Genomic DNA, 18,359 nt, shown 5'->3' on the forward strand with positions numbered 1-18,359 from the left:
CGCGTCCTCGACTCTCGCGGGCTGGGCGGTTGTGTGGCCCGGGGCACTCTAGTGCCGACAGGCGCGCAGGCACAATTATCCCGAGGGATAACAGGGTCATTGGACTATACACAGCCCCGCGCACCATGCCGGCGCACGAGGGGGCCATAACAGTCAGAATGGTTCCCGTTCCTGCCAAGCCGCCCTGCGCCGCATTTCGTCGCCCGAGCGCTCCGTATACTCGCGGCCAGGATGTCGGTTGCAAAGGGGTGCCATGATGCTCGATGAACGCCTCGTTCACGTGTCCATCGATAACGATCCGTCGATAGACGAACACTGGCTGAGCCGCTGCACCCCGGTGCCATTGCGCCAGGACGGTGAGCTCTGCCACTTTCGCCTGCTCGACGCCACGGCCGGCCAGGCCTGGTTGGCTATCCGCGCGCCGGTGGAGTCCCCGGCCGCCTGCCAGCGCCTGGAGCGCGACTACCGGCTGGCGCTGGATCCGGCCTGGGCCGTGCTCCCCGCAGCCTTCGTGCGCTCGCCCGAAGGCCCCCTGCTGGTGTACCCGGCAGGCCAATCACTGGCCGACATGATCGCCCAGGGCCGTGCAGGCCTTGAACGGTTTTTGCCGCTGGCAGTGAACGCCGCCCGCACCCTGGCACTGGCCCATCAGGGCAATGCCCTGCATGGCACCCTGCAACCGCGCCACCTGCTGCTCGACGACAACGGCCAGGTGCGCATCGGCGGTTTTCGCGCCGACCCCAGCGAAATCGGCAGTGCCCAGGCTGACGGCTGGGCCTACCTGGCCCCGGAGCAGATCTGCCCCCACGGCACCAGCACCGACCGGCGCAGCGACATCTATGCCTTGGCGGCAATCCTCTACCAACTGCTGCTCGGCGAGTTGCCACTGGCCGGGCGCGACACCCAGCACTGGCGCCAACTGCACGCCGGCGTGCAGCCAAAACCGGCCTGCGACATCGACCCGACACTGCCCGCGCCCATCAGCCAGATTCTCGCCAAGGCTCTGGCCAAGGAGCCCGATGCCCGCTACCAGAGCGCCGAAGCGCTGGCCATCGACCTGGCGCACTGCCAGCGGCAATGGGCCGCCAACGCCGCTATCGCGCCCTTCACCCCTGGCTGCGCCGACCTGGTGCCGGCCACCGGCGAGCGCTTGTACGGGCGCGCCGATGAACAACGCATCATCGCCCGCCTGCTCGACGAGCTGCGTCGCGAGCGCAGCGCCCGCGGCCTGCTGGTCAGCGGTGCCGCCGGCATGGGCAAGTCGAGCCTGGTGCTGGCCGCACTGAAAGCCCACGCCAACGGCCACTGGGCCAGCGGCAAGTGCAACAGCCTGGAACAGGCCGTGCCCTATGCGCCATGGATCGACATCCTCGGCACCCTGACCACCCAACTGCTGGCGCAAGGCAGCCAGCAGTTGGACGCCATTGGCCGGGACATCCGCCAGCGGGTCAAAGGCTCTGGCCAGTTGTTGAATACCCTGGCCCCGGACCTGCAACTGATCATCGGTCCGAGCAGCGGCCTGCCCGAAAAACCCTCGCGCCTGGCCTTGGAAAAACAACACCGCGCCATCGTCGACTTCCTTGAAGTGTTCAGCAGCCCGGGGCGGCCGCTGGCGATCTTCCTCGACGACCTGCAATGGGCCGACGACGCCAGCCGCCACCTGCTGCATGCACTGCTGGCCCGCCCACCAGGCGGCCTGTTGCTGATCCTGGCCAGCCGCCGCGAAGCAGATGACGCAGCAGCGCCTTTCGCCGAGCTGCCCACCACCCCCACGGCGCTGCGCTGCCAGAGCCTGAACCTGCAGCCACTGCCGGTTGCCGCCATCGTCGAGCTGATTGCCACGCGCTACTACGTCAGCGCCAGCGAGGCGCAGCAGGTGGCCGAACTGGTGCACGCCAAGACCGCCGGCAACCCGTTCTTCGTCCGGCAGATACTGCGGGCGATGGTCGAGGACCGCCTGTTCGCCTTCGACACCCAGGCCATGCGCTGGTGCTGGTCGCTGGAAGCGGTGGCCCGCCATCGCTACGCCGACAACGTCGCCGACCTGATGGTCCAGCGCCTGGCGCGCTTGCCTTCAGGCCAACGCGAGCTGCTGCGCGTGGCCGGGGCGGCGGGCGGGCGCTTCGACACGCAACTGCTGCGCCGGCTGATAGCCCAGCCGTTGGAACGCCTGGACGGCCGGCTCAAAGCCTTGCTGGATGCAGGCTTTCTGTCATCCAGCGCCCAGGGCCTGGGCTTTGCCCACGACCGCGTGCAGGAAGCCGCCTACCAGCTCACCCCAGCCCATGAGCGCGCAGCGCAACATGCGCGCATCGCCCGGGCCATGTGGCAGGCCTGGGGCGACACCCCGCACGATGGCCTGTTCGAGCTGGCCAACCAGTTGCAGCGCGCCGCCCCCGACAGTTTCAGCCGCGAAGAATGCGCAGCCTTGCTGCCGCTGCTGCTGAGCGCCGCCACCCGAGCCCGCGATGCGGTGTCCCACGAGCAGGCCGCCGGCTACCTGCAAACCGCACAAGCCCTGCAGCAGCGCTGCCCGCCAACCGCGCCCCATGCCTTCGCCCTCGCCCGCATGGCCGCCGAATGCAACATGCTGCGCTCGCGCATGGCCGAGGCCGAGGCCGGTATCGGCCAATGCCACCAGTGCGCGCGCACACCGCTGGAGCGCGCCAACGCGTACCAGCTACAGGCCCGCCTCAAGACCCTGCGCTCGGATTACCAAGGCGCGATCGATGACGCCCTCAGCGGCCTGCGCCTGCTGGGCCTGGACCTGCCCCGCGCAGACCAGCCGCAGCAGGTCGAGGACCGCTACGCGCAGGTTCGCGCACAGATCGAGCAACAGGGCCGCCACTGCCTGGAGGCACTCCCACGCGCGCAAGACGAAGAGGTGGAAGTGGCCATCGCCCTGCTCGCCACCCTGTCGTCGTCGTTCTTCGTGCCCGACGACATCCGCTTCCTGCACCTGGCGCACATCCTCGAGCTGACCCTGGCCCACGGCGTGGCCCCCGGCAGCACCTACGGCCTGGCCTGGTTCGGGGTGATGTGCGCCGAGCGTTTCGGCGCCTACCACGACGGCCACGCCTATTGCCTGGCGGCGCTTCGGCTGATCGAGCGGCATGGCGTCGAATGCGACCTGACCAGCGCGTTGCTGGCCCTGGACCAGGTCAGTGCCTGGACCTCACCCATGGCCTTTGCCCGGCGCACGGCGCTGGAGGCCATCGATTCGGCAGGCCTTTCCGGCGACCTGGCCATGGCCTGCTACGCCTGCAACCACGCGGTGTCCGACGCCTTGGTGATGGGCCAGCACCTGGGTGAGGTGGGCCAGGAGATCGAGCGCGGCCTGGCCACCGTGCGCGGTTATGGCTACCGCGATATCGAGCACATCCTGCTGGCCCAGCAGGCCTTCGTCGCCGACCTGTGCGACGCACCCGGCGCCCGCTCGCGGGCCGAGCGCGACGGCAGCGAAGCGCTGACCGACGCCGGCCGTTCGTGCACCACGCGCTTCTTCCAGTGCCTGTTCGCCGGCATGGCGGCGTTCTACCTTGGTGATATCCGCCAGGCCGGCGCCCAGCTTGCCTGCGCCGGCGAGCATGCCTGGGCGGCCCCGGCACACATCAACCTGGCCGATTTCCACTTGTTCCAGGCCCTCACCCTCGGCAGCCCGGAGGCCCCTGGCACACTGGACGAGAAGCTCGAGCGGCTGGGCCAACTGCACCAGCGGTTCAGCCGCTGGGCGCAGTTCAACCCGGTCACCTTCCGCAACAAGGTGCTGCTGATCGAAGGGCTGGTGGCGCGCTTGCAAGGTGACGGGCTGTCGGCCATCCGCTGCTTCGACCAGGCGCAGATCGCCGCCACCGCCGCAGGCTTCATCCACGAGCAGGCCATCGCCCACGAACAGTTGGCCGAGGTGTGCATTCCCAGCGGGCTGATATCGGGCGCCAACCTGCACCTGCGCATCGCCCGTGACTGCTTCCATATCTGGGGTGCGGCCGGCAAGGTGCGACAGTTGGAAACCTTGCACCCGTTCCTGCGCACCCAGCCGGTCCAGGAGACCTTCCGCGCCAGCTCCCAGGCCAGCCTCGACCTTGAAGCCGGCATCGAGGCGGCGCGCGCGCTGTCTGAGGAAACCCTGCTCGAAGGGCTGATCGAAACCCTGATGGGCCAGCTCACCCAACACGCCGGTGCCGACCATGGCGCGCTGCTGATAGTCAGTGGTGCGGAGTTCCAGATGGCCGCCCTGGCCGACATCGATGACAACGGCCTGCGGGTGAGCATGGAGCAGTGCCAGAAGTTCATGACCCAGGCGCCGCGCTCGATCGTCAACGCCACCCTGCGCACCAAGAAGCCGCTGCTGCTGCACGATGCCCAGGCCGATTGCCCGGAGGCCTTCCGTCACGACCTGCACGCCCGCGGCGCACGCTCGGTGTTGTGCCTGCCGCTGGTGATCCAGGGGGTGCTGATTGGCCTGGTGTACCTGGAAAACCGCCTGGTGCCCAACCTGTTCGGCGGCCAGCGCCTGGCCATGCTGGAAATTCTTGCCGCCCAGGCGGCGGTGTCGTTGCAGACCGCCAAGTTCTATACGCGCCTGGCCGAAGACCACCAGACCCGCGCGCAGATGGAAGCCGAGCTTCGCCGTTCGCGCAGCGAGCTTGCGCGCAGCGCGCATTTGCAGGTGATGAACGAGCTGTCGGCGTCCATCGCCCACGAAATCAGCCAGCCGTTGCTGGGTATTGCCTCCAACGCTGCGGCCAGCCTGCGCTGGCTCAAGCGCGAGCAGCCTGATTTAGACGAGGCCATCGCCGGGCTGCAAGACATCCGCGCCGACAGTGAACGCGCGGCCAACATCGTCCGCGCCCTGCGCTCGCTGGCAAGGCAGGCGCCGATGCAGTTCAAGCCGTTGAAGCTGGACGAGGTGATCCTGCAGGTGATCCGCCTGGCCTCGGCCGATGCGCACAAGAGTGCGGTGAAGGTACAGGCACAGCTGGACGCCAACGCCTGCGTGCAGGCTGACCCGGTGCAGATCCAGCAGTTGGTGTTCAACCTGATCACCAACGCGCTGGAGGCGCTGGCGGGTTTTCGCGGCGACGGCGTGGTGCGTATCAGCTCCACCGTGGCCGGCAGCGAAGTGCAGGTGCAAGTGGACGACAACGGCCCGGGAATCCCGGCCGAGGCCCGCGAGCAGGTGTTCGAGGCGTTCCACAGCACCAAGAGCAGCGGGCTGGGCATGGGTTTGGCGATCTGCCGCTCGGTGGTGCAGGCCCATGGCGGGCAGTTGCAGGCGCAGGGCTCGGAGCTGGGTGGGTGCTGCATCCGCTTCAGCATCCCGATTGCTGCCCCTCTGTAGGAGCCGGCTTGCCGGCGCTCATAGAACACACTACAACGTATTGATTTAACACGGTCCATGTGGGAAGCGGCCTTGCCGGGGCGCCGTCCGGTCGAGATGGGCTGCGAAGCGGCCCCAAGGTCTCGGCTTCATGCAAAATTGCCGGGGCTGCTGCGCAGCCCATCTCGACCGGACGGCGCCCCGGCAAGGCCGCTTCCCACAGAGATCGTGGCGCATCTACGAGACCAGTTCTCTGCGCGACAGCGCAGATCTCCTACAGGAAGCCGCGCTCCGCTGCCGGACGCGGCTTGCCTGCTTGCGATCAGCGCGCGGTCAACGCCGCGTAGCTGTTCATCAGGTTGCGGTAGTTGGGAATGCGCTGGGACAGCAGGTTGCCCAGGCCTTCGATGTCGTTGCGCCAGTCGCGGTGCAGCTCACAGGCCACCGAGAACCAGTTCATCATCTGCGCGCCGGCCTGGGTCATGCGCACCCAGGCCGCTTGCTGCACGGTCTCGTTGAAGGTGCCCGAAGCGTCGGTGACGACGAACACTTCAAAGCCCTCGGCCAGCGCCGACAGGGTCGGGAAGGCCACGCACACATCTGTCACCACGCCAGCAATGATCAGTTGCTTGCGGCCGGTGGCCTTGATCGCCTTGACGAAGTCTTCGTTGTCCCAGGCGTTGATCTGGCCAGGGCGGGCGATATACGGCGCGTCCGGGAACATCTCCTTGAGCTCCGGCACCAGCGGGCCGTTGGGGCCTTGCTCGAAACTGGTGGTGAGGATGGTCGGCAGGCCGAAGAACTTGGCCAGGTCGCCCAGGGCCAGCACGTTGTTCTTGAACTCGTTGGGCGAGAAGTCCTGTACCAGCGAGATCAGGCCGGTCTGGTGGTCCACCAGCAACACAACGGCATCGTCTTTGTTCAAGCGCTTGTAGTCAGGTTGGCTCACGAGGGTGACTCCTTGGATGGGGATGGGGCGGCATTGGCCTTTGGGCCTATACCAGGGGATGACATCGCGTTAAGGGTGCCGCACCGCCTGGCGCCAGGCCTTGGGCGGCTGGCCGACCATGCGGCTGAAGGCGCGGGTGAAATGCGACTGGTCGCAAAAGCCGCACTCCAGGCTAACGTGGGTAATGGGAACTTCGGTGGCCAGCAGACGCTTGGCCTTTTCCATGCGTGCCAGCAGGCGCCAGGCTTGGGGCGACAGGCCGGTGGTCACCTTGAAGGCGCGCGAGAAGTGGCTGCGGGTGAGGTGGCACAGGCCGGCGATCTCGATGATCGACAGCGGGCTGTGCAACATCAGCTCCTTGGCCTGGCGCAGGCGCTGCGCGGTCAGCGCGCCGGGGGTGTTGTGGCGGTGGTCGAGGGCGGGGTCAGGGACCATGTCGACTCTCCTGTTTCGATGGGGAAAGTCTGGCTGGCCAGCCATGACAAAGTCCTGAGCCGAACCTTAATAGTTATTAATCCTGCTTCGCCCCGACGCCACGGGGGTTTGCCCGGGGCCGCCCGGCATTTCGCGAATTTGCTGGCCCTGCACGCTATACCGATACCTTAAGATGCCTGACATGATCGGTTTCGGGCCGCCCTTGAGCGGCGGCCACCAGGGTGAGTGGGTATGCAGAAAACAGTGGCGATGGTGCTTTTCAATGATGTGCTGATGCTCGACGTCACCGGCCCCCTGGACGCGTTTGCCATCGCCAACCGCTTCCTGCCGACCGAGCAGCGCTATCACCTGGTTACCCTCGCCGAAGGCGACGCGCCGGTACGTGGCTCCTGCGGCCTGAGGGTGCTGGCCGACGGGCGCCTGGAGGACCTGCCGCCGGCAGTCGACCTGCTGCTGGTGCCCGGCGGCCCCGGCGCCTACGACCTGTCGCTGCCGGCCCTGGAACGCTGGCTGCCCCAGGCTGCGCGCAATGCAAAGCGCTTCGGCGCGATCTGCACCGGGGTGTTTCTGCTCGGCCGGGCCGGGCTGCTGGGTGGCTACCGCTGCACGACCCACTGGAACTACGTAGAGCGCCTGGCCCGGCAATTCCCCGAGGCCAAGGTTGAAACCGAGCAGATCTACGTGGTCGACCGCGACCTGATCACTTCGGGCGGCATCACTGCCGGCATCGACCTGGCGTTGGCGGTGGTGGCCGAAGACCACGGCAAGGACCTGGCCCTGGAAGTGGCCAAGGTGCTGCTGGTGGCCCGCCATCGCCAGGGCGGGCAGTTGCCCTACGGCCCGCTGCTGGCAGCCGTGCCGCGGGACGGCAGCCCGGTGGCGCGGGTGCAGGCGTACATCGTCGACCATATCGACGAGGCTTTTACCGTGCAGAAGATGGCCGAACTGGTGGCCATGAGCGCGCGCAACTTTGCCCGGGCATTCCAGCGCGATGTCGGCGTTACGCCGTTGCAGTACCTGCAGAATGCTCGCATCGACCATGCGCGCAAGCTGCTGGAAGGGTCTGACCTGCCCTTGAAAGTGGTAGCGGCGCGCAGCGGTTTCGGCAGCGACCGGCATATGCGCAAGGTGTTCTGCGAGCGCATCGGCATGACGCCGAACCAGTACCGGGCGCAGTTTGGTGGGGATTGAGCAGGTTAAATGCGATGCCTGAAGGTAACCAGCCCTTCGGGCTGCGCTGTCACGCAGAGAGCTAGTCTCGCAGATGCACCGCGGCCCCTGTGGGAAGCGGCCTTGTGTCGCGATGGGCTGCGCAGCAGCCCCTCGATAGCAGCGTAAACGCAAGTATTGCCGGGGCCGCTCTGCGGCCCTTTCGCGACACAAGGCCGCTCCTACAGGGGTGGGCCAATACTGTCGCCCTATGGGAGACAATGTGTCTCCCATAAAGCGGATTGTCCCAGCATGACCCATTCCCCAAAATGGCCGACCCAAACGACATAACCGCTGCCCCGGCAGTTCACGGAGCCAGAACCCATGCCACACGAAGGCAGCCTTCTTCAAACCGCGGTGATCTTCCTGCTCGCCGCCGTCATCGCCGTCCCTCTCGCCAAACGCCTGCAACTGGGGGCCGTGATCGGCTACCTGCTGGCTGGCGTTGCCATCGGCCCGCAAGCCCTGGGGCTGATCCGCGACACCGAAAGCGTCGCGCACATCTCCGAGCTGGGCGTGGTCCTGCTGCTGTTCATCATCGGCCTTGAGCTGTCGCCGCGCCGGCTGTGGCTGATGCGCAAGTCGGTGTTCGGCGTGGGCACCGCGCAGGTGCTGCTGACTGGCGCGGTGATCGGCGCCATCGCCCTGTTCGGCTTCAGCCAGACCCTGCCGGCGGCCATCGTGCTGGGCCTGGGCCTGGCGCTTTCGTCCACCGCCCTGGGCCTGCAGAGCCTGGCCGAAAGCAAACAGCTCAACGCCCCCCATGGGCGCCTGGCCTTCGCCATCTTGCTGTTCCAGGACATCGCCGCCATCCCGCTGATCGCCCTGGTGCCATTGCTTGCCGCCAGCGGCCCGGACACCAGCCACGGTGACAGCCTGGAACACGGCCTGAAGGTGTTCGCCAGCATCGCCGTGGTGATCGTCGGCGGCCGTTACCTGCTGCGCCCGCTGTTCCGCACCGTGGCCCGCACCGGCCTGCCCGAGGTGTCCACCGCCACCGCGCTGCTGGTGGTGATCGGCACCGCCTGGCTGATGGAAGAAGCCGGTATCTCCATGGCCCTGGGCGCGTTCCTGGCCGGCCTGCTGCTGGCCGACTCGGAATACCGCCACGAGCTGGAATCGCAGATCGAGCCGTTCAAGGGCCTGCTGCTGGGGCTGTTCTTCATCAGCGTCGGCATGGGCGCCAACTTGAGCCTGTTGCTGGAAATGCCGCTGGTACTGCTGGGCCTGACCCTGCTGCTGATTGCCGTGAAACTGGTGCTGCTGATCGGCGTCGGCCGCCTGGCCGGGGGCCTGAACAGCGCCAGCGCGCTGCGCTTGGGCATGGTGCTGGCCGCCAGTGGCGAGTTCGCCTTCGTGGTGTTCAAGCTGGGCAAGGACCAGGGCCTGTTCGACACCCACACCTACGACCTGTTGCTGATGACCATCACCCTGTCGATGGCCGTCACCCCGCTGCTGATGCTTGGCTGCGCCCGCGCCCTGAAGCGCCCGCAACCTGCGCGCGAGGTACCCGAGCAATACAAGACCATCGACGCCGGCACACCACGGGCGGTGATCGTCGGCATGGGCCGCATGGGCCAGATCGTCGCGCGCATTCTGCGGGCGCAGAAGATCCCCTTCGTCGCCCTGGAAACTTCGGTGGACACCATCGAGATGACCCGCATGTTCGAGCAGGTGCCGGTGTTCTACGGCGACCCGCTGCGCCCCGAGGTGCTGCATGCGGCCAAGGTCGGCGAGGCCGAATACTTCATCATCACCATCGACGACCCGGAAGTCGCCACCCGCACGGCCGAACGGGTCAAGCGCCAGTACCCGCACCTGAAGGTCATCGCCCGGGCGCGTAACCGCCAGCATGTGCACAAGCTGATGGACGTGGGTGCCGAGCCGATTCGCGAGACGTTCTACTCCAGCCTTGAGATGAGCCGCCGGGCGCTGGTGGGGTTGGGCTTGAGCGACGAGCAGGCTGCCGACCGGATTGCGCGCTTTACCGAGCACGACGAGCAGGTGCTCGAAGCCCAGGGGCAGGTGCGCGATGACCGGGCCAAGGTGATGCAGACGGCCAAGGAAGCGCGGGTGGAGCTGGAGCGGTTGTTTGAGTCGGATGGGAGCTGAGGTGAAAGGTTTCGACCCTCGCACCATTGTTCAGGACAGTGTGTGTTTCAGGGCACATCACCGCATACCCCGCATAGATGCATAAAAGACATTGCCAACCTCAAGCTCCAGCTAAAGGTTACACATGACCAATTAGAGGCCAAAGTGCTTCACAAAGGGTCCTATACAGACTGTGTGAAAACCTAGCAATCTGCCCGGCCCTTTAAGAGAATGCTCCGTATCGAAAGATACGGAGCATTTTTCGTTATGGCCTACATCCAGGGAGAATCCCGCAGCCAGACCAGTCTGTTCCCGGTCTCGCTGGAAGAGCTGATCCCCGAGGATCACCTCGTTCGTGTCATCGACCTGTATGTCGCTAGGCTGGATCTGGCGCAGCTAGGTTTCGACAAGGCCCAGCCCAAGGCCACTGGGCGCCCCGCCTACGACCCCGCCGACCAGCTCAAGCTTTATCTCTATGGCTATTTTCAGCGCATCCGTTCATCGCGGCGTCTGGAAGCCGAGTGCCAGCGCAACATCGAAGTGATGTGGTTGATCAACCGACTCAAACCTGACTTCAAGACCATCGCTGACTTCCGCAAGAACAACAAAGCTGCTTTCGTTACGACGTGCCGGGCCTTTGTGCAGTTCTGCCGAACTGCCGGTTTGATTGCCGGTGACCTGGTTGCCATCGACGGGAGCAAGTTTCAGGCGGTCGCTTCCGCGCGACGCCAGTTGAACTTGAATCAACTCAAGCGCCAAGACGAGAAGCTGGATAAGCGGATCGCCCAATACCTGGCTGAGTTGGATGCCGCTGACCAGTCTGAGGGCGAGCAAGTAATAGATCGCACTGCGATCAAAGCGGCCCTGGCGAAGCTTGAGGCAAAGCAGCAAGACAACCGCACTTGTCAGGCCTTGATGGAATCGATGGGGCTGGAGCAATTCAACACGCACGAAAGCGATGCCCGAATGATGCGCACGCCAAAAGGAGCGCGTGTTTCCTATAACGTGCAGACCGCCGTTGACGCAGAACACTGCCTGATTTTGCATCACGAGGTGACGCAAGAAGGCGATGATCGCAAGCAGCTTGAACCCATGGCTAAAGCGGCCAAGGCTGAACTGGGGCAGGAAGCGCTGACCGTGACAGCCGATATGGGCTACTCGAATGGCCAGCAGTTCCAGGCATGTGAGGAAGCCTCCATTACCGCGTACGTGCCGCCAAACCGAACCTCGAACCCAGGCGGCGAGGCATTATTCGAGCGCAAGGACTTTACCTACGACGCCGAACAGGATCGGTACCAGTGCCCGGCAGGTCAGTGGCTAACGCTAAAGCAGCGCTACAAGGGCGATCGGATCTACCAGGCGGCGATCAGTGATTGCGCCGGGTGCGCGCTGAAAGCCCAATGCACGACGGCCAAGCGCCGCTATGTCTCGCGTCACGCTCAAGAGGAAGCCTTTGAGCGCATGGCGCAGCGGATGCAGCTGCATCCAGAGATGATGGAGCGGCGTAGATCCATCGTGGAGCACCCGTTTGGTAATCTCAAACAATGGCTATTTGGAAACGGGCGCTTCTTGCTGCGACAACTCGAAGGCACAAGAGCTGAAATGGCTCTCGCTGTGACCGCTTACAACCTCAAGCGAGCGATCAGCGTCCTGAGTGCCAAGCAAATGATGCAAATGATGGGCTGAAGAGCCTTTTTCAGCACAAAAACAAACGCCCCGAACAAGTCGGGGCGTTTGGTCTGGGGCCTGTCAGTGTGTTTTCACACAGTCTGTATACGGCCATTTTGGTAAATAGATATCAAACTGAATCTCAATGGTAGTAAGGCTTGTGGCCGATAACGAATGCTTTCAGCCTTCTGGTGATAATCCGATCAGTCGAACGGCTGACATTCATTTTTAGATTTTGGGGCTGCTGCGCGCAGCCCATCGCGACACAAGGCCGCTCACCACAGGAAAACGTGCATGGCGACCTGCTGCGCCGTACCTGTGGGAGCGGCCTTGTGTCGCGATGGGCCGCAAAGCGGCCCCAAAAATCGCCGCCGTTACTCAAGTGCAAGCCTTGCAAGAGCGCCAACCCGGCAAGATCCCACATCATCCTCAGACCTTTCTCACTGGGCATCCTACAACTCCGTAAATATCCTACGAACCCTGTCGACTCCCTTCTGATTGTCCCCGGAAACCATGCCCCCTAGGCTCTCCCGGTCGCTGTTGGTTCAGCGATCGGGCGTGGAAACCCGGCTTGTTGGTTATCGGAAGATCTGTCGTGACGGCAGCTGTACGCGGGAGGCCCTGTGGCCTGCCGGGGTTTCCGATGACCTGGGTTTCCACCCCGTGTACAGCCGCCACCCTTCGCGTGGAAACGGACGGTGCCGGTCAATTTCTCTATCGGAGTTTGACCATGAAAAAGATCGTCCCCGACCCACCCCTCCCCGACACCAAACATCGCCCCTTCGGCAAATGCGACGCCGGCCACCCGCCGCTGTTCTCGGTAAACCCCGGCATCAACGCCCATGACGCCCTGGTGCATGTGATCGAGTACCTGCGCAGTGCCTACAACGTCGGATACAAGGCTCTAGACCATATGGACGAAGTCGGCAGAAGCCTGCTGTGGGCCAACCTGCATGCCGTCGAAATGGCCGAAGGGCTTGCCGAGGCGATGCTGGATGGGATCGAGGATGGCGCCACCACCTCATAAGCAAAGCTTCTGTGGATGGCCGTAATCCACATTTGGATTACGGCCATCCACCTGTTACCGCGCCCTCTACGCATGAACGCTCCCAATATTCTGTAGGACCTTTCCCAACCCCACTTTGACCACCCAATTTCCGGCTTCACAGAGGTAGTTTCCTGGGTTTTACAGGGAGCAACCTGCATGCAACGAGTCGATCTTGCTGGCAAAGGACAAGCGCTGGACGGCGACCTCACCACTACTGGTGCAACCTGCATTACATCATCGCCGAAGGTTGGCATGAGCGCGGGCGAGACCCTTGGCGAAATCGTCTACGAGCACATTGACCCATGAACAACTCCTGGCAATTGGCATGGGAAATTACACTAAGAATCCTTCCATTTTTGATTGGGCTTTCAGGTGTAGCCCTACAGGTTCAACTTTCCTGCTCACGCCACTACCCGACAATCATAAAATCACTAGAAAGAAGCCTCGCCCTTGAACGCCTCAAGTTCATGTGGGGTGAACATGGCTTCTACTCTCGGCTCTCGCTAGTCAGCAGTATTGCCGCACTCGCCTTTTGCCCTCAGCACTTTATCAAACGAAAGCTACTTCACCCTGACGATATAAAACGACTTCCCCATCCTATAAAAAAGCGCCTTTGCATCTCGATCTGGCTGCTTTTGATTGGCGCTCTGGGGCTAACAGTCTCCTATTTCAAAAACGCATAGGCGCCACGCAGATATCCATGCGCACTCCCCTTCACAACAAGGAAACAAAATGACACCGAGTAAAGAGAACGCTCTAGAACAAACACCCGCAGAACGCCCGCGCGACCGACAGTGCTTTCACGTTGTAGCGATCCCTAAATTTCTCCTCATGACAGTTCTTTCCCTAGGCACCTACACACACTACTGGTACTACCGAAACTGGATGCTCTATCGTGGCCAACGAGGCTTCAAATGGCTGCCACTACTGTGCAGCGTACTTGGCCACCTTCTGATATACCCTTTAGCGAAAACAATCGAAAAAAGATTCACGGCTACGGGGCAATCGGACGGTTTTTCGGCACTACATATCAGCTGCCTGTTCTGGCTACCTTACCTGCTGCTGTTGGGATGGCTGATATTTATCCCCGAGCGATGGGCGGCCATACTACCGAACTCAATAATATTTGTTATACCTGTAGCATTGAGCGTGACGTGTTGGATCTTGCCATTAGTAGCACTTGCTCACATCCAACAGGCCATCAATATTCTGGAAGGCGATGAACTAGGTCTTGGCAACTCCCGAGTCACGGGAATGAATCGCTTATGGCTGTACGTCAGCTGGTTACCGCTGTTCCTCATGGCAGATTTTCTCGTCAGACTGGCGTCTCACTTGCCCTGAGCCCCGACAACCGCATTCCAAGTGCAATAACCCCTTCAGGCACAAAAAAGGCCGACTCCCTCTACGGGAGCCGGCCTTCGATAACTCTGGCGGGCGGATTACTTGCCAGCAGTCAGCGCGTTATAGCTGGTCATCAGGTTGCGGTAGTCCGGGATGTGGTTGGAGCACAGCGCGGCCAGGCCTTCGATGTCGTTGCGCCAGTCGCGGTGCAGCTCGCAAGCCACGCCAAACCAGGTCATCAGTTGCGCACCAGCGCGGCTCATGCGGTCGTGGGCGGCGTCGCGGGTCATTTCGTTGAAGGTGCCGGAGGCATCGGTGACCACGAACACTTCGAACTCTTCTTCAAGGGCGGCCAGGGCCGGGAAGGCGACGCACACTTCGGTGACCACGCCGGCGATGATCAGCTGCTTCTTGCCGGTGGCCTTCACCGCCTTGACGAAGTCTTCGTTGTCCCAGGCGTTGATCTGGCCTGGGCGGGCGATGTACGGGGCGTCCGGGAACAGTTCTTTGAGCTCCGGTACCAGCGGGCCGTTGGGGCCTTGCTCGAAGCTGGTGGTGAGAATGGTCGGCAGGTTGAAGAACTTGGCCAGGTCAGCCAGGGCCAGCACGTTGTTCTTGAAGCGGTCCGGCTCGATGTCGCGTACCAGGGACAGCAGGCCAGCCTGGTGGTCAACCAGCAGTACGGCGGCGTCGTCTTTGTTCAGGCGGTTGTATTTGAAGTTGGTCATGGTTGTTGCTCCTAAAGGTTTTGAGTTTGTTCGGTGCGTTGGGTGTTTCGCGTTGATGAGAGAAGATTAAAACCAAGACCTTTGGTGCGGTAGATAGCGAAAATTGGCTTTAGCGTTCCATTTTAAGAACGATAGATTGGCATGGGCTTTTAGGGCCCTATCGCCGGCAAGCCGGCTCCTACAGGGGAGCGCATAAGCCTGTAGGAGCCGGCTTGCCGGCGATAGGGCCCGAACAAACGACAAAAAGGCCGGCTCCCTCTACGGGAGCCGGCCTTCGATATTTCTGGCGGGCGGGTTACTTGCCAGCAGTCAGCGCGTTATAGCTGGTCATCAGGTTGCGGTAGTCCGGGATGTGGTTGGAGCACAGCGCGGCCAGGCCTTCGATGTCGTTGCGCCAGTCGCGGTGCAACTCGCAGGCCACGCCAAACCAGGTCATCAGTTGCGCACCGGCGCGGCTCATGCGGTCGTGGGCGGCGTCGCGGGTCATTTCGTTGAAGGTGCCGGAGGCATCGGTGACCACGAACACCTCGAACTCTTCTTCAAGGGCGGCCAGGGCCGGGAAGGCGACGCAGACCTCGGTGACCACACCGGCGATGATCAGCTGCTTCTTGCCGGTGGCCTTCACGGCCTTGACGAAGTCTTCGTTGTCCCAGGCGTTGATCTGGCCTGGGCGGGCGATGTACGGGGCATCCGGGAACAGCTCCTTGAGTTCCGGTACCAGCGGGCCGTTGGGGCCTTGCTCGAAGCTGGTGGTGAGGATGGTCGGCAGGTTGAAGAACTTGGCCAGGTCCGCCAGGGCCAGCACGTTGTTCTTGAAGCGGTCCGGCTCGATGTCGCGGACCAGGGACAGCAGGCCGGCCTGGTGGTCAACCAGCAGTACGGCGGCGTCGTCTTTGTTCAGGCGGTTGTATTTGAAGTGGGTCATGGTTGTTGCTCCTAAAGGTTTTGAGTTTGTTCGGTGCGTTGGGTGTTTCGCGTTGATGAGCAAAGATTAGATTCATCACCTTTGAAGCGGTAGACTGCGAAAATTGGCCTTAGCGTTCCGTTTTTGGAACGATAGATTTGCGTTGGATTCTTCGCGGGTAAACCCGCTCCCACAGGTTTGGCGCCGTTGCCGAGACAAGCGCGCTCCCTGTGGGAGCGGGTTTACCCGCGAAAGGGCCCGTAAGGGTCGGCACAAAGCTCGGAGAGCACCCTTTTGGAAGACCTCAACTCCCTCTACTTCTTCACCCAGGTGGTGGAGCACGGCGGCTTCGCCCCGGCCGGGCGGGCGCTGGACATGCCCAAGTCCAAGCTCAGCCGGCGCATCGCCGACCTTGAAGACCGCCTGGGCGTGCGCCTGCTGCACCGCACCAGCCGGCACTGCTCGTTGACCGAAATCGGCCAGGCCTACTACAACCGCTGCCTGGCCATGCGCGTGGAGGCCGAGGGCGCCGCCGAGATCATCGAGCGCAACCGCAGCGAGCCGCGCGGGCTGGTGCGCATCAGTTGCCCGACCACCCTGCTCAACTCCTGGGTGGGGCCGATGCTGACCCGCTACATGCTCAAGTACCCGCAGGTGGAACTGTTCATCGAGAGCACCAACCGCCGCGTCGACCTGCTGCACGAAGGCTTCGACGTGGCGCTGCGGGTGCGCTTCCCGCCGCTGGAGAACACCGACATGGTGATGAAGGTGCTGAGCAACAGCACTCAGTGCCTGGTGGGCCACCCCTCCTACCTCGAACAATTGCCCCCAGGCTTCGACCCGCAACAGCTGAGCGAGCTGCCCAGCCTGCACTGGGGCAGCGCCCAGCGTGAGTACCAGTGGGAGCTGTTCCAGGGCGAGGACACCAGCCGCAGCATCGTCATCGCGCACAAGCCGCGCATGGTCACCGACGACCTGTTCGCCCTGCGCCACTTCGTGGTGGCCGGCGTGGGCATCGCCCACCTGCCGCGGGTGGCGGTGCGTGAAGACCTCGCCGAAGGCCGCCTGGTGGAGCTGATCCCGGACTGGCACCCGCGCTGCGGCATCGTGCATGCGATCTTCCCGTCGCGCCGCGGCCTGCTGCCGTCGGTGCGTTCGCTGATCGATCACCTGGCCGAAGAGTTCGCCAGCAGCGACATGGCCTGATCGCAATCCCTGTAGGAGCCGGCTTGCCGGCGATAGGGCCGGCACTGGCAGTGCACCATTGAGTGCCAGTGCCGGGGCCGATGGCCTCATCGCCGGCAAGCCGGCTCCTACAGGGGATCGCGTGCAGGCACAGGTTGCGCACACCCTTACAAGACCCTCGCACACCAGATGGCGCACAGTCCCGGCTCATGCACACCGGAGCGCCCATGCCTTACTCCCCTCGCGCCCTGCTGGCCACCTTGTTCGCCCTCGGCCCTGCGCTTGCGCTGGCCGACGAGCCAGGCTGGTCGCTGCTCAGCCGCAACTACTTCCTGCACAACGACTACCGCACCCCGTCCGGCAACGGCCAGAGCTACCGCCAGGAATGGGCCCAGGGCTTCATCGGTGAAATCCGCTCGGGCTTCACCGAGGGCACGCTGGGCGTGGGCATCGACGCCCACGGTTTCGTCGGCCTGAAGCTCGACGGTGGCCGTGGCCACGCCGGCACCGGCCTGCTACCGCGCGACAGCGACGGGCGCGCCGAGTCCGACTACTCCAGCGCCGGCGCCGCGCTGAAGCTGCGCCTGGGCAACACCCAGTTGCGCTACGGCGAGATGATGGTGGAAACCCCGGTGTTCGACACCGGCGACAAACGCCTGCACCCCGAATACGCCACCGGCTGGCTGCTGGACAACACCGACCTGCCTGACTGGCACCTGCAGGCCGGGCGCTTCACCGCGTTCAACAACCAGGACAACAGCTCCACCCACGACGACTTCGCCGGCTACGGCGCCAGCACCCAAGGCCACGCCATCAGCCTGGCCGGCGCCACCTTCGCCCCCCCCGGGCCCTTGGGCGGCGCGCTGTATGTATCGCAACTGGAAGACACCTGGGACCAGGCCTACCTGAACCTCAACCTGGCCCAGGGCAACTGGCGCCTGGACGCCAACCTGTACCGCACCCGCGACAGCGGCAAGGCCAGTGCCGGCGACATCGACACCCTGGCCTACAGCCTGGCGGCCAAGTACGCCTTCGGCGCCCAGGCTGTGACCCTGGCCTACCAGAAGGTGCGCGGCGACACCCCGTTCGATTTCGTCGGCGGCGACTCCATCTACCTGGCCAACTCGATCAAGTACGCCGACTTCAACGGCCCCGGCGAGCGCTCCTGGCAACTGCGCTACGACCTCAACTTCGCCACCCTCGGCGTGCCTGGCCTGAGCCTGATGGGCCGCTACGTCAGCGGTCGCGGCATCGACGGCAGCCACGCCCCGGCAAACGGTGCCTACGCCGGGCAGTACGGCGATGGCGGCAAGCACTGGGAGCGGGATATCGACCTCAAGTACGTGGTGCAGTCAGGCACGGCCAAGGACCTGACCCTGTCGCTGTCCCACGTCAGCCACCGGGGTAACGACGCCCAGGCGGGCGATGATATCGACCGTATCTACGTGATCCTCGAATACCCTCTCAAAGGCAGCTTCTGA

Annotated in this window: 13 protein-coding genes; 9 read left to right on the forward strand and 4 right to left on the reverse strand. The window is 63.7% G+C overall.

Translation table 11 applies throughout. The features are described 5' to 3' along the window. The first annotated feature begins 256 nt into the window (after positions 1 to 256). Positions 257 to 5,341 (forward strand): trifunctional serine/threonine-protein kinase/ATP-binding protein/sensor histidine kinase, encoded by a 5,085-nt coding sequence (locus KSS94_RS26260; RefSeq protein WP_217843675.1) that lies wholly within the window; start codon positions 257 to 259, stop codon positions 5,339 to 5,341. Positions 5,342 to 5,642: 301 nt separating this feature from the next. Here the strand turns inward: KSS94_RS26260 and ycaC (KSS94_RS26265) are convergent, their stop codons facing one another. Both ycaC (KSS94_RS26265) and KSS94_RS26270 read right to left on the reverse strand, forming a co-directional pair. Beyond that, a complete protein-coding gene (gene ycaC, locus KSS94_RS26265; protein WP_217840925.1) occupies positions 5,643 to 6,269 on the reverse strand; it encodes an isochorismate family cysteine hydrolase YcaC in 627 nt (208 codons plus the stop codon). Between the two features lie 69 nt (positions 6,270 to 6,338). Continuing rightward, positions 6,339 to 6,704 (reverse strand): helix-turn-helix transcriptional regulator, encoded by a 366-nt coding sequence (locus KSS94_RS26270; RefSeq protein ID WP_217840926.1) that lies wholly within the window; start codon positions 6,702 to 6,704, stop codon positions 6,339 to 6,341. Positions 6,705 to 6,935: 231 nt separating this feature from the next. Between KSS94_RS26270 and KSS94_RS26275 the strand changes: the two genes are divergently transcribed. The 6 genes from KSS94_RS26275 to KSS94_RS26300 all read left to right on the forward strand — a co-directional run bounded on the left by KSS94_RS26275 (position 6,936) and on the right by KSS94_RS26300 (position 14,061). Beyond that, positions 6,936 to 7,895, forward strand: a complete 960-nt coding sequence (locus KSS94_RS26275; protein WP_217840927.1) for a GlxA family transcriptional regulator — start codon at positions 6,936 to 6,938, stop codon at positions 7,893 to 7,895. Positions 7,896 to 8,237: 342 nt separating this feature from the next. Continuing rightward, positions 8,238 to 10,025 carry a monovalent cation:proton antiporter-2 (CPA2) family protein gene (locus KSS94_RS26280; RefSeq protein WP_217840928.1) on the forward strand — a complete coding sequence of 596 codons (1,788 nt, stop codon included), beginning with the start codon at positions 8,238 to 8,240 and terminating at the stop codon, positions 10,023 to 10,025. Positions 10,026 to 10,271: 246 nt separating this feature from the next. After that, positions 10,272 to 11,690: an IS1182 family transposase gene (locus KSS94_RS26285; protein WP_217840929.1), complete on the forward strand. Its 1,419-nt coding sequence runs from the start codon at positions 10,272 to 10,274 to the stop codon at positions 11,688 to 11,690. A 712-nt stretch (positions 11,691 to 12,402) separates the two neighbouring features. Continuing rightward, positions 12,403 to 12,699 (forward strand): DUF6124 family protein, encoded by a 297-nt coding sequence (locus tag KSS94_RS26290; RefSeq protein ID WP_217840930.1) that lies wholly within the window; start codon positions 12,403 to 12,405, stop codon positions 12,697 to 12,699. 177 nt (positions 12,700 to 12,876) lie between these two features. After that, a complete protein-coding gene (locus KSS94_RS26295) occupies positions 12,877 to 13,026 on the forward strand; it encodes a hypothetical protein (RefSeq protein ID WP_217843680.1) in 150 nt (49 codons plus the stop codon). Between the two features lie 426 nt (positions 13,027 to 13,452). Then, a complete protein-coding gene (locus KSS94_RS26300; RefSeq protein WP_217840931.1) occupies positions 13,453 to 14,061 on the forward strand; it encodes a hypothetical protein in 609 nt (202 codons plus the stop codon). Positions 14,062 to 14,159: 98 nt separating this feature from the next. On the opposite strand, the gene ycaC (KSS94_RS26305) is transcribed toward KSS94_RS26300, so the two are convergent. Beyond that, on the reverse strand, positions 14,160 to 14,789 hold the full coding sequence (gene ycaC / locus KSS94_RS26305) for an isochorismate family cysteine hydrolase YcaC (RefSeq protein WP_111533157.1): 630 nt from the start codon (positions 14,787 to 14,789) through the stop codon (positions 14,160 to 14,162). Between the two features lie 295 nt (positions 14,790 to 15,084). Next, the gene (ycaC, locus tag KSS94_RS26310) at positions 15,085 to 15,714 is read right to left on the reverse strand and encodes an isochorismate family cysteine hydrolase YcaC (RefSeq protein WP_217840932.1); all 630 of its coding nucleotides are present in this window, start codon (positions 15,712 to 15,714) and stop codon (positions 15,085 to 15,087) included. 273 nt (positions 15,715 to 15,987) lie between these two features. On the opposite strand from ycaC (KSS94_RS26310), the gene KSS94_RS26315 reads away from it, so the two are divergent. Together KSS94_RS26315 and KSS94_RS26320 are read left to right on the forward strand one after the other, a co-directional pair. Continuing rightward, entirely contained in the window at positions 15,988 to 16,899 is a 912-nt protein-coding gene (locus KSS94_RS26315) for a LysR substrate-binding domain-containing protein (protein ID WP_217840933.1), read from the forward strand. Between the two features lie 206 nt (positions 16,900 to 17,105). After that, a complete protein-coding gene (locus KSS94_RS26320) occupies positions 17,106 to 18,359 on the forward strand; it encodes an OprD family porin (RefSeq protein WP_217840934.1) in 1,254 nt (417 codons plus the stop codon).

This window comes from Pseudomonas fakonensis, from assembly GCF_019139895.1.
Lineage (GTDB): Bacteria > Pseudomonadota > Gammaproteobacteria > Pseudomonadales > Pseudomonadaceae > Aquipseudomonas > Aquipseudomonas fakonensis.

Coding starts and splice junctions, on each gene's coding strand:
- KSS94_RS26260 (WP_217843675.1), top strand. CDS start 257: ATGCTCGATGAACGCCTCGTTCACGTGTCCATCGATAACGATCCGTCG.
- KSS94_RS26270 (WP_217840926.1), bottom strand. CDS start 6,704: ATGGTCCCTGACCCCGCCCTCGACCACCGCCACAACACCCCCGGCGCG.
- KSS94_RS26275 (WP_217840927.1), top strand. CDS start 6,936: ATGCAGAAAACAGTGGCGATGGTGCTTTTCAATGATGTGCTGATGCTC.
- KSS94_RS26280 (WP_217840928.1), top strand. CDS start 8,238: ATGCCACACGAAGGCAGCCTTCTTCAAACCGCGGTGATCTTCCTGCTC.
- KSS94_RS26285 (WP_217840929.1), top strand. CDS start 10,272: ATGGCCTACATCCAGGGAGAATCCCGCAGCCAGACCAGTCTGTTCCCG.
- KSS94_RS26290 (WP_217840930.1), top strand. CDS start 12,403: ATGAAAAAGATCGTCCCCGACCCACCCCTCCCCGACACCAAACATCGC.
- KSS94_RS26295 (WP_217843680.1), top strand. CDS start 12,877: ATGCAACGAGTCGATCTTGCTGGCAAAGGACAAGCGCTGGACGGCGAC.
- KSS94_RS26300 (WP_217840931.1), top strand. CDS start 13,453: ATGACACCGAGTAAAGAGAACGCTCTAGAACAAACACCCGCAGAACGC.
- ycaC (WP_111533157.1), bottom strand. CDS start 14,789: ATGACCAACTTCAAATACAACCGCCTGAACAAAGACGACGCCGCCGTA.
- ycaC (WP_217840932.1), bottom strand. CDS start 15,714: ATGACCCACTTCAAATACAACCGCCTGAACAAAGACGACGCCGCCGTA.
- KSS94_RS26320 (WP_217840934.1), top strand. CDS start 17,106: ATGCCTTACTCCCCTCGCGCCCTGCTGGCCACCTTGTTCGCCCTCGGC.